This is a genomic window from Niabella sp. ZPM-14, from assembly GCF_055693045.2.
The window spans coordinates 3,317,067-3,331,727 of record NZ_CM181148.1 but is presented as its reverse complement, the minus strand read 5'-3'; the positions used below and the strand labels follow the sequence as shown (position 1 = coordinate 3,331,727).

The 14,661-nt window shown below is 46.0% G+C and carries 8 protein-coding genes; 2 read left to right on the top strand and 6 right to left on the bottom strand.

Annotated features, from left to right (window positions below):
* Nucleotides 1–45: 45 nt before the first annotated feature.
* Entirely contained in the window at nt 46–801 is a 756-nt protein-coding gene (locus tag ACU37H_RS14155; protein ID WP_472703456.1) for a lysophospholipid acyltransferase family protein, read from the bottom strand.
* A gap of 251 nt (nt 802–1,052) precedes the next feature.
* Between ACU37H_RS14155 and mtaB the strand changes: the two genes are divergently transcribed.
* Nucleotides 1,053–2,342: a tRNA (N(6)-L-threonylcarbamoyladenosine(37)-C(2))-methylthiotransferase MtaB gene (mtaB, locus tag ACU37H_RS14150; protein WP_472703457.1), complete on the top strand. Its 1,290-nt coding sequence runs from the start codon at nt 1,053–1,055 to the stop codon at nt 2,340–2,342.
* Nucleotides 2,343–2,351: 9 nt separating this feature from the next.
* On the opposite strand, the gene ACU37H_RS14145 is transcribed toward mtaB, so the two are convergent.
* The 4 genes from ACU37H_RS14145 to ACU37H_RS14130 form a co-directional block, all read right to left on the bottom strand.
* On the bottom strand, nt 2,352–2,960 hold the full coding sequence (locus tag ACU37H_RS14145; protein WP_472703458.1) for an OmpH/Skp family outer membrane protein: 609 nt from the start codon (nt 2,958–2,960) through the stop codon (nt 2,352–2,354).
* Between the two features lie 281 nt (nt 2,961–3,241).
* Entirely contained in the window at nt 3,242–7,534 is a 4,293-nt protein-coding gene (rpoC, locus tag ACU37H_RS14140) for a DNA-directed RNA polymerase subunit beta' (protein WP_472703459.1), read from the bottom strand.
* A 106-nt stretch (nt 7,535–7,640) separates the two neighbouring features.
* Nucleotides 7,641–11,459: a DNA-directed RNA polymerase subunit beta gene (gene rpoB / locus ACU37H_RS14135; RefSeq protein WP_472703460.1), complete on the bottom strand. Its 3,819-nt coding sequence runs from the start codon at nt 11,457–11,459 to the stop codon at nt 7,641–7,643.
* 518 nt (nt 11,460–11,977) lie between these two features.
* Complete coding sequence (locus tag ACU37H_RS14130; RefSeq protein WP_472703461.1) at nt 11,978–12,175, bottom strand: hypothetical protein; 198 nt, start codon at nt 12,173–12,175, stop codon at nt 11,978–11,980.
* 437 nt (nt 12,176–12,612) lie between these two features.
* On the opposite strand from ACU37H_RS14130, the gene ACU37H_RS14125 reads away from it, so the two are divergent.
* A complete protein-coding gene (locus tag ACU37H_RS14125; protein ID WP_472703462.1) occupies nt 12,613–13,587 on the top strand; it encodes a ComEA family DNA-binding protein in 975 nt (324 codons plus the stop codon).
* On the opposite strand, the gene ACU37H_RS14120 is transcribed toward ACU37H_RS14125, so the two are convergent.
* Entirely contained in the window at nt 13,581–14,591 is a 1,011-nt protein-coding gene (locus ACU37H_RS14120; RefSeq protein ID WP_472703463.1) for a hypothetical protein, read from the bottom strand. The genes ACU37H_RS14125 and ACU37H_RS14120 overlap by 7 nt on opposite strands.
* Between the last annotated feature and the right edge of the window lie 70 nt (nt 14,592–14,661).

Here is a 14,661-nt window from a genome sequence, read left to right as displayed (position 1 = left end):
AGAACAGAATTGTCTTCATGAATGTTGACATGGTGTGTGTCGGCTTCATTCATCAGTGGTTAGCCACGACGCTTTGTACCTGATGATCGCTTCCTCCATTTCCCGATACACCTGATCCCTTAATATCGAAACGTCGTTGATCGTTAGGTGATCAACGGGAACTTCTTTGAGATGTACTACCCGGCTTTTACCGGGATTCAATGAAAAAATAGTTTGATAGTGCATCCGCTCGTAGGTATCGAGGAACAGCACGGGCTTGATCGGCGTCTGCGTTTCGATCGCCAGTTTAAATGCCCCGTTGTAAAAGGATTTCAGCGGCGCATGCGTCTCGTTAAAAGTACCTTCCGGAAAGACAAAAATGGAAATACCCTTATTGAGTATGGAACGAAGCAATCGCAGGCTCAATGCCCGGTGCCGGGCGTCGCTCCGGTCTACCGCGACGATGGCATATTTATAAATAAAGCCAAACACGGGGATCCGCGTCATTTCGATCTTGCCCAGCGGCCGCAGTGGTTTGCGAAAGGCTTTGACGAGCATCGGGATATCGAGGTAGGAAATATGATTGGCTACAATAATATACTTTTTATCATGGTCGAATGGCTGCTCATATCTGTGCGTGACCTTAATCCATGTGAGCGCAAACCAAAGATCCGCCCACAACACGCACAACCGGTAAATCATATTTCCCCCACGGATCCTGCCAAAAAAGCTGGCAATGATGACGAACGGAAATATTAAAAGCATCAGCACGATAAAAATGATCGCGGCATAGATACTGAATAGAAAACGTAGCAGTGGCATACCAGAAGCAAATGTAATTGATCTTATCGAGTAAGGAGATGGGCAAGGCCTAACGTTCGGGAAGGTTAGGAAAGAAAATACATTATAAAATTTTCCAGGTTAGGCCTGGTTCGTAGCGATCCGCCTCATCCCCATCTGGTCGGGAAAAACCTGACATACATCAATTTCTTGGCTTTCACCGTCAATACGACCTCACCCGTTTTTAAAACCCGTGAGGTCGTATTACTCAAAAAAACTACCTTTGCACTCTTATGCAGGAGGCAAAATCAGTCGCTTTTCATACCCTGGGATGTAAATTAAATTACTCCGAAACCTCGTCTATTTCCCGGATGATGGAACATGAGGGTTTTGTGAAAAAGGAATTCACTGAAGCTGCTGATGTGTACGTCATCAACACCTGTTCGGTTACCGAAAACGCGGACAAAGAGTGCCGCCAGCTGGTGCGCCGTATTCAGCGCAAATCGCCTGAAAGCATAGTTGTGATCACGGGCTGCTATGCCCAGTTAAAGCCCAAAGAGATCGCGGAAATCCCGGGGGTTGACCTGGTCCTGGGCGCCGCCGAAAAATTCAATATTACAAAACATATCAAAGACATCGTTAAAGGCGATTCCACTAAAATCTGTTCCTGCGATATTGAAGAAGTGAGTGGTTTTAACACCTCCTTTTCCATTAATGACCGCACCAGGACTTTTCTGAAAGTGCAGGATGGCTGTGATTATAATTGCTCCTTCTGTACGATCCCCATGGCGCGGGGGAAAAGCCGGAGCGATAGTATTGCGAACGTGATCAAAAGTGCTGAAAGCCTTGCTGCCGGCGGTGCAAAAGAGATTGTGCTGACCGGTATCAACCTGGGCGACTTTGGGAAGGGGCCCGATGGAAACGGACCCATTTCTTTTCAGAACCGGGAAGAAAATTTTTATAAGCTTATTCTTGAGCTGGACCGGATCGAAGGCATTGAACGGTACCGGATCTCTTCTATCGAACCTAATCTTCTGACAAACGACATGGTGGCTTTTGTGGCGGAAAGTAAACGCTTCATGCCCCATTTCCACATTCCCCTGCAAAGCGGCAGCAATAAGATCCTGGGCATGATGCGTCGCCGGTACAAACGAGAGTTATATGCGGAGCGCGTAGGCCTGATCAAAACGCTGATGCCTCATTGTGCGATCGGCGTGGATGTGATCGTTGGTTTCCCGGGTGAAACGGAAGCAGAGTTTAAGGAGACCTATGATTTCCTGCACGGCCTTGATATTTCTTACCTGCACGTGTTTACTTATTCGGAAAGGGATAACACACACGCCTTAAACCTTGGCCCTGTGGTGCCCATTCATACAAGGCACGAGCGCAATAAAGCCCTTCGCAACCTTTCCTACATGAAAATGCAATACTTTGAAGCTAAACATGCCGGACAAACCCGAAAAGTACTTTTCGAAAACCACAATAAAAATGGCATGATGGAAGGCTATACGGATAATTATATCCGCGTCAGCGTTCCTTATAAAACTGAGTGGGAAAATAGTATTGTTGAGTGGACCTTATAAATTAAGTCCTTATTTCTTATTCTTTTTTTCTGTCTCGTACTGCTGATTCAAACCTTTCAGTACCTGGTTTGTGATGTCATAGGTAGAATCGCTATAATAAAACAGGCCTGGCTCGTAAGAGAAAATAAAAGAATAAGTTCCGTCCGCATTAAATTTTTTCAGATAGTCCTGGATATTTTTCATCAGGCTCAGGTTCTTGGATGCTGTCCAGTTTTGAAACTCACTTTCCAATGACTGACGTTTCTCAAACATTTGTCGCTGGGTTTCCTGTACGTCCACCTTTGCGGCATTTACCTGCTCTTCAGTCATGGTAGCTCCGCGCTTTTGGTATCCTTCTATTTTAGTTTGATACGCCCTGTCCATTTTGTTGATTTCCGCTTCCAGGTTTTCCTTTCTTTTTTCCACTTCCCGCAGCAACACTTTAGCGAATTCATAATTGTTCTGGATCGAATCCAGATTCATGTAGGCGAATGTCACTTTTCTGTTGGATGAATCCTTGTCTTTGAAGTTGGTTTTAGCGGTAACTACTGGCTCGGAGTTTCTTGCAAATTGCTTATACAATAAAAACGACACCGCGATCACCAGCAAAGCATTTACAATTATTAACGCCTGTTTCATGTAATAACTCTTTAATTTCCTTTGTCACAGAGGGAAGTCAGCGCTACATGACCTCTGAAGCCGATATGATATCTGACCCGAGATCCTATGCTTATTCCACAAATTACAAATAGTTTTAAACCTGCAATATAAGGATCAATTCAGGAAAAACCACATACTAATCTCTTTCTTATGAAAGGCTTAACGGAATGGGATTCACTGCAAAGCGACCGATTACGGGAAATAAAAAGGAGCAGTACCGGTTCGGCACTGCTCCTGTATAAAAAATTGCTTTGAAGTTATTATTCTTCTTCGTCGAAAGCCATCGCTTCGCGGGTAGTTTGCAACAATTCGTACTCTTCTTTGCTACCTACGATCATGTTTTCGAACTCGCGAAGACCTGTACCTGCCGGTATGTGGTGGCCGGTGATCACGTTTTCTTTCAGACCGAGCATATCGTCTGCTTTACCATGGATCGCTGCAGAAGACAGTACTTTCGTTGTTTCCTGGAACGACGCAGCCGAGATCCAGCTTTGTACACCCAGAGAAGCCTTGGTAATACCCAACAAGGTTGGCGCTGAAGTGGCAGGTTGTGCATCCCTGAACTCAACCGGTTTCTTATCGTTACGACGCAATACAGAGTTTTCTTCTCTCAGATCACGCAGGCTGATAATCTGGCCGGCACGCAGTTTGGAAGAGTCACCCGGATCGGTTACTACTTTCTTCTCGTACACATAGTCATTCTCTTCAACAAACTCAAACTTATCTACCAGGTCATCTTCCAGGAAGCGGGTATCACCCGGGTCTACGATGCTTACTTTACGCATCATCTGGCGAACGATCACCTCGATGTGCTTATCGTTGATTTTTACACCTTGTAAACGATATACCTCCTGGATCTCATTCACCACATACTGTTGTACGGCGAACGGACCTTGTATAGAAAGAATGTCCTGAGGAGAAACCTGTCCGTCACTCAAAGAAGTACCTGCTTTTACGAAGTCGCCGTCCTGAGCCAGGATCTGCCTTGTAAGCGGCACCAGGTATTTCCTGGTTACGCCATCTTTGGCTTCGATAATGATCTCACGGTTACCACGTTTAACAGCACCCATTGTTACCACACCATCGATCTCAGAAACCACAGCAGGGTTACTTGGGTTACGTGCTTCAAACAGCTCAGTTACACGAGGCAGACCCCCGGTGATATCTTTCAGCTTACCTAACACACGAGGAATTTTCACCAACACTTTACCGGCTTTCACTTCAGATCCCTCATCGAGCATGATATGGCTACCAGTAGGTAAGTTGTAAGATTTATCGGTTTTACCTTCCAGCAAAATCGAAGGAATCTTGGTCTTATCTCTTGTTTCGATTACCACTTTCTCACGGTGACCGGTTTGTTCGTCAGACTCTTCACGGTAGGTAACGCCCTCGATCACATTTTCAAACTTCAACACACCATCTACTTCAGCAACGATTACGTTGTTGTATGGATCCCATGAGCAGATCGCATCACCTTTGGAGACCTTCTGGCCATCTTTTACCAGCAAGGTTGAACCGTAAGGAATATTGTTAGTAATTAATAACCTGTCGGCTTTCGTATCGATGATACGCGCTTCACCCGTACGACCAATTACCACTTTCACTTCATCACCTTCTGCATTGGTAGTTGTTACGGAACGAACACCGTCGAACTGTATGGTACCGTCGAACTTCGCGATCAAGGTTGATTCTACTGATGCAGAACCGGCCACACCACCCACGTGGAAGGTACGAAGTGTCAGCTGTGTACCAGGCTCACCGATCGACTGGGCTGCGATGATACCTACTGCATCACCTCTTTGTGCCAGTATACCTGAAGCCAGGTTTTTACCATAACATTTCACGCAGCATCCGCGCTTGCTTTCGCAAGTCAATACGGAACGGATCTCGATCGACTCAATTCCGGAATCTTCGATCTTTTTAGCTACGGATGCAGAAATTTCTGTGCCCGCCTCAATGATCAATTCATCGCTTTGAGGATGGTATACATCATGTAATGAGGTACGACCTTCGATCCTGTCTGCTAATGGTTCGATAATATCTTCGTTGTCTTTTAACGCTGAAATATTGATACCGCGTAATGTTCCGCAATCTTCTTCGGTGATCACCACATCCTGCGACACGTCTACCAGACGACGGGTCAGGTAACCCGCATCGGCTGTTTTAAGGGCGGTATCGGCCAGACCTTTACGCGCACCGTGGGTAGAGATGAAGTAATCCAATACGTTCAGACCACCTTTAAAGTTGGAAAGGATCGGGTTTTCAATGATCTCAGATCCTGTAGATCCCGATTTCCTTGGCTTCGCCATCAGTCCCCTGATACCGGCCAGCTGCTTGATCTGCTGCTTGGAACCACGGGCACCTGAATCCAGCATCATGTATACCGAGTTGAAACCTTGTTTATCTGAGCTCAGCTCGCGGATCAAAGTCTCTGTAAGTCTGGTATCGACACGGCTCCAGATATCTACGATCTGGTTGTAACGCTCATTGTTGGTGATCAGACCCATGTTATAGTTGTCCCAAACCTCGTCTACTTCATTCTTCGCATTTTCCAGTAACTCAGCTTTGATTTCAGGAATGATCAGGTCATTAATACTGAATGACAGACCACCCTGGAAGGCAGTACGGAAACCTAATTGCTTGATATCATCAAGGAACTTAGCGGTTTTAGGAACGTTGGTAATTTCAATGATATCACCAATGATCTCACGCAGGTTCTTCTTTGTCAACAGCGCATTTACAAATCCTACTTCTTCAGGAACGTGCTGGTTGAAGATCACACGACCTACGGTCGTTTCGAGTAATTTATTTTCCAGCTGACCATCATTGTTACGCACCACTGTTTTTACTTTGATCCACGCGTGAAGATCCACGCGTTTTTCATTGTAAGCAATGATCACTTCTTCAGCTGAGTAAAACGCTTTGCCTTCGCCGCGTACAGGTTCAGTCTCGGTAGACTTTTTACCTTTAGTGATATAGTACAGACCGAGTACCATGTCCTGAGAAGGAAGGGTAATGGGTGTACCGTTTTGCGGGTTGAGGATGTTGTGAGAAGCCAGCATCAGTAACTGGGCTTCCAGGATCGCAGCGTTGCTTAAAGGCACGTGTACCGCCATCTGGTCACCATCAAAGTCGGCGTTGAACGCCGCCGTTACCAATGGGTGCAGCTGGATCGCTTTACCTTCGATCAGCTTGGGCTGGAAGGCCTGGATGGATAAACGGTGCAGCGTTGGGGCACGGTTTAACATTACCGGGTGACCTTTCAGAATATTTTCAAGGATATCCCAAATAACAGCTTCTTTTTTATCTACCAGTTTCCTTGCAGATTTTACTGTTTTTACGATACCTCTTTCAATTAATTTACGAATGATAAACGGCTTGAACAGTTCCGCAGCCATATCTTTTGGTAAACCGCACTCGTGCATTTTCATTTCAGGACCTACCACGATCACCGAACGACCAGAGTAGTCCACACGCTTACCTAATAAGTTCTGACGGAAACGGCCCTGTTTACCTTTCAATACGTCGCTCAAAGATTTCAACGCGCGTCCGCCTTCTGCTTTAACAGCGTTAGACTTACGGCTATTATCAAACAATGAGTCGATCGCTTCCTGAAGCATACGTTTTTCATTACGCAGGATCACCTCAGGTGCTTTGATCTCCATCAAACGTTTCAGACGGTTGTTACGGATGATTACACGACGGTATAAATCGTTCAGATCTGAAGAAGCGAAACGACCACCATCCAGAGGTACTAAAGGACGCAGCTCTGGCGGAATCACCGGGATGTATTGCATTACCATCCACTCGGGGCGGTTGGTAATACGTGTGTTGGCATCACGGAAAGCTTCTACAACGCTCAGACGCTTTAAGGCATCTGCTTTACGCTGTTGAGAAGTTTCAGTAGCGGCCGAGTTTCTCAGATCAAATGACAACTGATCCAGGTCAATCCTTTGTAACAGATCATGAACCGCTTCAGCACCCATCTTGGCGATGAATTTTTGGGGATCATCATCAGGCAAATACTGGTTGTCTTTGGGTAAAGCATCCAGTATGTCCAGGTATTCTTCTTCCGTTAATAAATCACCATAGTTCTGGCCTTTATCTTCACGCACACCCGCCTGTATTACGACATAACGCTCGTAGTAGATAATGGTCTCCAATTTCTTGGAGCTCATTCCCAACAGGTAACCAATTTTGTTAGGCAGTGATTTAAAATACCAGATATGCACTACAGGCACTACCAGTTTGATGTGGCCCATTCTTTCGCGACGTACTTTTTTCTCAGTTACTTCCACACCACAACGGTCGCAAACGATGCCTTTATAACGAATACGCTTGTATTTACCACAAGCACATTCGTAGTCCTTTACCGGACCGAATATTCTTTCGCAAAACAAACCATCACGCTCGGGTTTGTAAGTACGATAGTTGATTGTTTCTGGCTTCAATACTTCACCGAAACTTCTCTCAAGTATAGAGTCCGGCGATGCAAGGCCAATGGTTATTTTTGAAAACGCTGCTTTTGGACGATTTTCTTTTTTTGTAGCCATAAATCAATTTATGATTTGAGATTTATGATTTGAGATTTTACCTCAACTCAGAATTTTTTTATTATATCACTTTATGCACCATGGGCCATGGACCATGGTCGCTTCCTTATTCGAACGTAAGGTCTAATCCCAGGCCTCTCAACTCGTGCACCAATACGTTGAACGATTCAGGAACACCGGCGCGAGGTACGTTTTCACCTTTTACAATGCTTTCGTACGTTTTAGCACGGCCAATGATATCATCCGATTTGATGGTCAACAGCTCCTGAAGAATGTTGGATGCGCCGTATGCTTCCAGTGCCCACACCTCCATCTCACCAAAACGCTGACCACCGAACTGCGCTTTACCACCCAGCGGCTGCTGCGTGATCAAGGAGTATGGCCCGATCGAACGTGCGTGCATCTTATCATCCACCATGTGGTGAAGCTTGATCATGTAGATAACACCCACGGTTGCTTTCTGGTGGAAGCGTTCGCCGGTTTCACCATCATAAAGGTGCGTGTGTCCGAACTTAGGAATACCCGCGTCGTCGCAATATTTCTCAATTTCTTCAGTTGAAGCACCATCGAAGATCGGTGTAGCGAATTTCACGCCCAGCTCTTTACCAGCCCATCCTAACACGGTCTCATAAATCTGTCCGAGGTTCATACGGGAAGGTACACCCAGTGGATTCAATACAATATCAACAGGCGATCCGTCTTCTAAGAAAGGCATATCTTCCTGGCGAACGATCTTCGCTACGATACCTTTGTTACCGTGACGACCCGCCATTTTATCACCCACTTTTAGCTTACGCTTCACTGCCAGGTAAACCTTAGCCAGTTTTAATACGCCTGCAGGTAATTCATCACCAATGGAAATGTTGAATTTCTCTCTTTTATAACGGCCCAGTTCTTCGTTGAACTTGATGTTATAATTGTGCAACAGGGTATTTACCTGGTCATTGATCTTCTCGTCAGAGGTCCAGTTCAGCGGATTGATGTTGGCGTAGTCCAGAGAAGCCAGGTTTTTAGCGTTGAACTTAGAACCTTTACCAATCACGATCTCGTCAAAGCTGTTCATCACGCCTACAGAAGTCTGGTTTTCCAGCAAAGTACCCAGCTTTTCCAACAACACATTTAACAGGTCCTGCTCATTCTTCTCGTGGATCTTATCCAGCTTTTCAATCGCGGCTTTCTCTCTAACTTTCGCGTTCTTATCTTTTTTAGCGCGCTGGAATAATTTCTTGCCGATCACCACACCTTCTACACCGTTGGGCGCTTTCAGTGAAGCATCTTTTGCATCGCCGGCTTTGTCACCGAAGATCGCACGCAATAATTTTTCTTCCGGCGTCGGATCGCTTTCTCCTTTCGGAGTGATCTTACCGATCAGGATATCTCCTTCTTTGATCTGTGCGCCGATACGGATGATACCGTTTTCGTCCAGGTCTTTAGTCGCTTCTTCAGAAACGTTAGGAATATCAGCGGTTAATTCTTCCTCACCTAATTTCGTATCACGAACTTCCAGTTCATATTCAGAAATATGGATGGAAGTAAACATGTCTTCTTTTACCACACGCTCGCTGATCACGATCGCATCCTCGAAGTTGTACCCTTTCCATGGCATGAACGCCACTTTCAGGTTTTTACCCAACGCCAGTTCACCATTTTGAGTCGCATATCCCTGTGTTAAGAAGTCGCCGGTTTTCACCTTCTGACCTTTTTTCACAGTCGGCATCAGGTTGATGCAAGACTCCTGGTTGGTTTTGATAAACTTAGTCAGTTTGTATACTTTCAGATCTTCTTCAAAGCTCACCAGCTTTTCATTCACATCTCTGTCGTAACGAACATGAATCTCGTTAGCGTCTACAAATTCTACCACACCATTTCCTTCAGCATGGATCTGGATCCTTGAATCACGTGCCGCTTTACCTTCCAGACCAGTACCTACGATAGGTGCATCAGGACGTAATAAAGGAACAGCCTGACGTTGCATGTTGGATCCCATCAACGCACGGTTGGCATCATCATGCTCCAGGAACGGAATCAATGATGCACTCAAACCTACGATCTGGTTAGGCGCTACGTCCATATATTCTACTTCGCTCCTGTCCAGGATCGGGAAGTCACCGGTTTCACGGCTGGCTACCCTTTCGTTTACGAAGTTGCCTTGTTCATCTAATGGTGCGTTGGCCTGCGCGATCTTTGCTTCATCTTCCTCTTCAGCGCTCAGGAAATTGAGGCTCTTCATGTTCACTTTACCATTTTCCACTTTGTGGTAAGGGGTCTCGATAAAGCCCATCTCGTTGATCGTTGCGTGAACGCACAATGTAGAGATCAGACCAATGTTCGGTCCTTCCGGAGTTTCAATGGTACACAGACGACCGTAGTGCGAATAGTGTACGTCACGAACCTCGAAACCGGCACGCTCACGGCTCAGACCACCTGGCCCGAGCGCGGAAATACGGCGTTTGTGCGTAATTTCAGACAGCGGGTTCGTTTGGTCCAGGAACTGCGATAACTGAGAGGTTCCGAAAAACGAGTTGATCACGGAAGAAAGTGTTCTTGCATTGATCAGATCCACCGGAGTGAACACCTCGTTATCACGTACGTTCATTCTTTCGCGGATGGTACGGGCCATACGGGCTAGACCTACTCCGAACTGAGCATATAACTGCTCTCCCACGGTACGTACCCGACGGTTGCTCAGGTGATCGATATCATCGATCTCTGCTTTACCGTTGGTCAGGCGTACCAGGTATTTAATGATCTCAATGATGTCTTCTTTAGTCAAAGTTTTTTGATCTAAAGGCGCATCAATATTCAGTTTACGATTGATCTTATAGCGACCCACTTCACCCAGGTCATAACGCTTGTCGCTAAAGAATAACTTGTCGATGATACCACGCGCTGTTTCGTTATCAGGAGCATCAGCGCCACGAAGCTGGCGATAGATGAACTGTACCGCTTCCAGCTCGCTGTTAGAGGTATCTTTGTTTAATGTATTATATATGATTGCGTAGTCACCGCCCACATCTTCTCTCTGAACGAATACGCTTTTCACTTCCATGTCAGCGATCGTATCGATGGCTTCTTCATCCAACACCGTATCCCGCTCCATCACGATCTCGTTACGCTCGATAGATACTACTTCACCAGTGTCTTCATCTACGAAGTCTTCTACCCATGTGCGCAGTACGCGGGCAGCCAGTCTCTTACCTACATGAGCATCTAAAGATTTCCTGTCACCGGCTACCTCATCGGCCATACCGAATAATTCAAGGATATCTTTATCAGTTTCGTAGCCAATAGAACGCAATAAGGTCGTTACCGGGAATTTTTTCTTACGGTCAATGTAAGCATACATGACGTTGTTGATGTCGGTCGCGAACTCCATCCACGCTCCTTTGAAAGGAATCACGCGGGCAGAATAGATCTTCGTTCCGTTCGGGTGAACAGACTGTCCGAAGAATACGCCCGGAGACCGGTGCAGCTGAGACACCACCACACGCTCCGCACCATTGATCACAAAGGTACCTCGGGGGGTCATGTAAGGAATGTTACCGAGAAATACGTCCTGAACGATTGTCTGGAAATCCACGTGCTCTTCGTCGTTACAGCTCAGGCGCAATTTGGCTTTGAGTGGAACGGCATAGGTCAGGCCGCGCTCCATACATTCGTCGATCGAATAACGGGGCGGATCAATAAAGTAATCTAAGAATTCCAGCACAAAGATGTTCCTGGTGTCGGTGATAGGGAAGTTATCTTTGAACACGCGGAACAAGCCTTCGATATTACGCTTGTCTGGTGTCGTTTCGAGCTGGAAAAACTCTTTAAATGATTGGATTTGAACTTCGAGCAAATCGGGTGTTTCCGCTAAATGCTTGATTTTCCCGAAATTAACTCTTGAGCCGATAGCTATCGGCTTTACGCTTGTAGCAGACATAAATAATAAACCGGTTTTAATGATTGACCCATAGAAATGCCAAAAAGGAAGACTTTTATCGCTAAAAGAAATCCAGTTGAAATTCAATTACTTGAATACATTTCGTACAGTCAAAATTTTATTGGCCAAAATAAAAGGACTGCAAAGTTAGGGGATAATTAATTAAGAAAAAATTTATTAGCAAAAAATTTGCCAAAATGGCCGGAAAACGATTTTTCCGGGCCAAAGCTAATGACAGCCGGCTCTTCATTTTTCTGATTTCCGGTCTTCCTTGAGGCGCTCCTTATAAAAATGGAAGTATATTATTGCGCCGATAACGGGAAAGTAAAGCTGAAGAAAGGTGAGATGGTCTCTTTCCCTGTAAGTTAGACTTTTATCACTTCTGATCCTATATATGGTGTAAGAAGTGAGCCCTCCTAAAGCCACAAGTAAAAACGTAACGATCATTAACGGAATGTCCCTATTTGTAAATTTGGGGTTAGAATCTGCGGGACAGGCACAGCTTTGGTTCTCCTTTCCTATCCCCTGGCGGGGCCTTTGGTCAAAAGAAGTTTAAGCAACAGGGTGAACCATATTATGTGCAATAAAAGGCTCATGCCCATCAATATATTAGAAAAGACAAGGTGGCTGCTGTAAACGAAAAAGCCAGCACCAATAGCACCCACCACGTTTGCAATAAGAAAGATCCAGATGATTCTTTTAACCGCTTTTGACATGTCTAAAAATTTATATTCCCAGTTTTGATTCCCGGAATCCATCCACATATTACTCTATCAACCAACTATGCTCCTTAGCAGGGCCTGCAGCGGGAAACTCCGCCGCTATTCCTTAAAACAAGGCTGACCTGTTATATCCTTCACAGTGAACGTCTTCTTATCAGCTGGATTCGGCAGTTGTCCGGGTTAGCAGCGCGTGGCGCAGGCTAGCAGTAATTTGTGACGCTTGTCAAAGTTACGACTGGAATTGATATTTCAAAATTATTTCATGTATAATATCTGTCATTATAAATTTTTGTAACTTAGAGGGCACCCTGATTGATGCCAACTGCGATGAGCTACGCGCCAATTAGAAGTGAGTAACCTTAACTTAACATCATGTAATTTCTACGGGAAATTGAAATTGCCTGCCTTTATTGAAAGAAATCACCTTCATCATGCAACCGAAACACTACCTGAAAGAGTTATTCTCCTTTTCTAAAAAAGAACGGATCGCCATCCTCATCCTTCTTCCAATTGTCCTGATCGCCGCGTTGCTGCCCTTCTTTCGCTCCGGCGCACAAATGACTACGGAAGTGAGTCCTGATTCCCTGCTCCTGGCCGACCAACAACGGCCGGATAAGACATTTCTAGCGAACCAAAACGCGGAAGACGCTCCCGATATCGACGGCCCGCCAACAGATGCGGGCAATTTTACTACCAACCCCGCTCCTGAAGGTAAGCTCTTCGCTTTCAATCCCAACACGCTCGACGCCCATGGGTTGAAACGACTGGGCCTCCGCGACCGGACCGTCAGAACAATCATCAATTACCGGAACAAAGGCGGCAGGTTTCGAAAACCGGATGACCTGGGAAAGATCTACAATCTGAGCCGGGAAGATTTCGAACGGCTGAAACCGTACATTACGATCGAACCTGAAGCCAGTCCGAAGTCTTACAAAGATCGTGGTGATAACGCCTGGTCCGCCGCCGCCCCGGAGCCCCGCGCTGACTACTCCGCCAGGCGGACGCGCAAGGTCATCGAAATCAATACAGCCGATGTCGCCGCTTTCGAATCGTTATACGGCATCGGGAATAAACTGGCGACGCGCATTGTCAACTTCCGGGAAAAGCTTGGCGGATTCCACTCTATTGAACAGGTGGGTGAAACTTACGGCGTTCCTGATTCTACGTTCGAACAGATCAGATCGCAACTACAGGTCAATCCGAACCTTATCAGAAAGATTCCCATAAACACGGCTGGCTACGACGAGCTCAATAACCACCCGTTCATCAACAGCCGCACTGCTTATCATATATTGAAGCATAGAAAAGAGCACGGGCCGCTTTCAATACCTGCGATCCGGGAGATCGTGTCACAAACAAAGGATGACTTTGACAAGATAGCGCCTTATATTACACTTGATCAATAGCTGACCACTTTTACGATCTTGCTATAAGTTGACCGACCGTCCTGATCAATTTGCCGGATCCTTAGAAAAAGCGTCTCGTCCGATGTCTCCCGCAAACCAGCACTGCTTTTCGTGCAGGAGCCTGATACTACCGAACTGATTATCAAGATAAAGAACAAAACCGACAAGCGTCTCCTCCGCCTTAAAAACAACAGGACAGAAAGGAATGGCGATGCGAGAAACCCAACAGTTATCCCGCTTAAAGAAATAATTACTTCATACTGGTGAATCCCTTCAGCATTCTCACTTTCAGCAGGCACTGTCTTCGCTGTTGTAAAGTCAACGCCATTGCGGGATAATTGAACTTCAAAACGACCGTTGTTCTTTTCGCTGAAAGTAGTCCACTGAACACTAAGACTTTCTTTTGCCCTCGTACCCTTAATCGCACCGAAGACTACCGGCAATGCAGTGCCTGACACCGTTCCACCGAATTGAAAATCGTTGACGCTTAGGGTGCCAACCGCGGAGGTGGACCCCCATCCATATAAACGAAATTCGACCGGAACGTTTACGTTCCGGAAGGCGGAAGAGGCTAACGAAATAGAGAAGTCTCCTGTACCCGATGGCGACAATACATCGCTGGCAATGTCCTCGCTGAAACTATCGATGCTGCTGCGCAGGCTGTAGTTCGTTGGCCCCGTGTTGGACTTCTGATATGAAAAGCGAAAGCTCTCAAAATGAATCAGTTGCTGCCCCTCTGGATTAAGGGTGAAAGTAAAGTACTCCTCCTGATTAAAAGTGGCGGACCACGAACTGGCATTAAAACGATCTCTGCTCGTGACTACAGCGATACGGGAACTCGCTCCAATCCCGGAAACCGTTATACCCGGGGCCACCTCGTCTCCCGTTGTATAAGGATTGGTGGTACTGGAAATGCTTCCATCAATGGGATTTGTCCAGATCGATTGTGCCGCTGTTGCCACGGAAATCAATAACAACAACGCCAAGGTGCTTAATTGTTTCATAGGCTGCCCGTTTCTCTGAAATTACAATTTAAATCAGAGCCGGCAAAACTTTAAAACCTTTTTTAATATA

Excerpts from the sequence above, each read along its gene's own strand:
- ACU37H_RS14155 (WP_472703456.1), bottom strand. The coding sequence starts at position 801 with ATGCCACTGCTACGTTTTCTATTCAGTATCTATGCCGCGATCATTTTT.
- mtaB (WP_472703457.1), top strand. The coding sequence starts at position 1,053 with ATGCAGGAGGCAAAATCAGTCGCTTTTCATACCCTGGGATGTAAATTA.
- ACU37H_RS14145 (WP_472703458.1), bottom strand. The coding sequence starts at position 2,960 with ATGAAACAGGCGTTAATAATTGTAAATGCTTTGCTGGTGATCGCGGTG.
- rpoC (WP_472703459.1), bottom strand. The coding sequence starts at position 7,534 with ATGGCTACAAAAAAAGAAAATCGTCCAAAAGCAGCGTTTTCAAAAATA.
- rpoB (WP_472703460.1), bottom strand. The coding sequence starts at position 11,459 with ATGTCTGCTACAAGCGTAAAGCCGATAGCTATCGGCTCAAGAGTTAAT.
- ACU37H_RS14130 (WP_472703461.1), bottom strand. The coding sequence starts at position 12,175 with ATGTCAAAAGCGGTTAAAAGAATCATCTGGATCTTTCTTATTGCAAAC.
- ACU37H_RS14125 (WP_472703462.1), top strand. The coding sequence starts at position 12,613 with ATGCAACCGAAACACTACCTGAAAGAGTTATTCTCCTTTTCTAAAAAA.
- ACU37H_RS14120 (WP_472703463.1), bottom strand. The coding sequence starts at position 14,591 with ATGAAACAATTAAGCACCTTGGCGTTGTTGTTATTGATTTCCGTGGCA.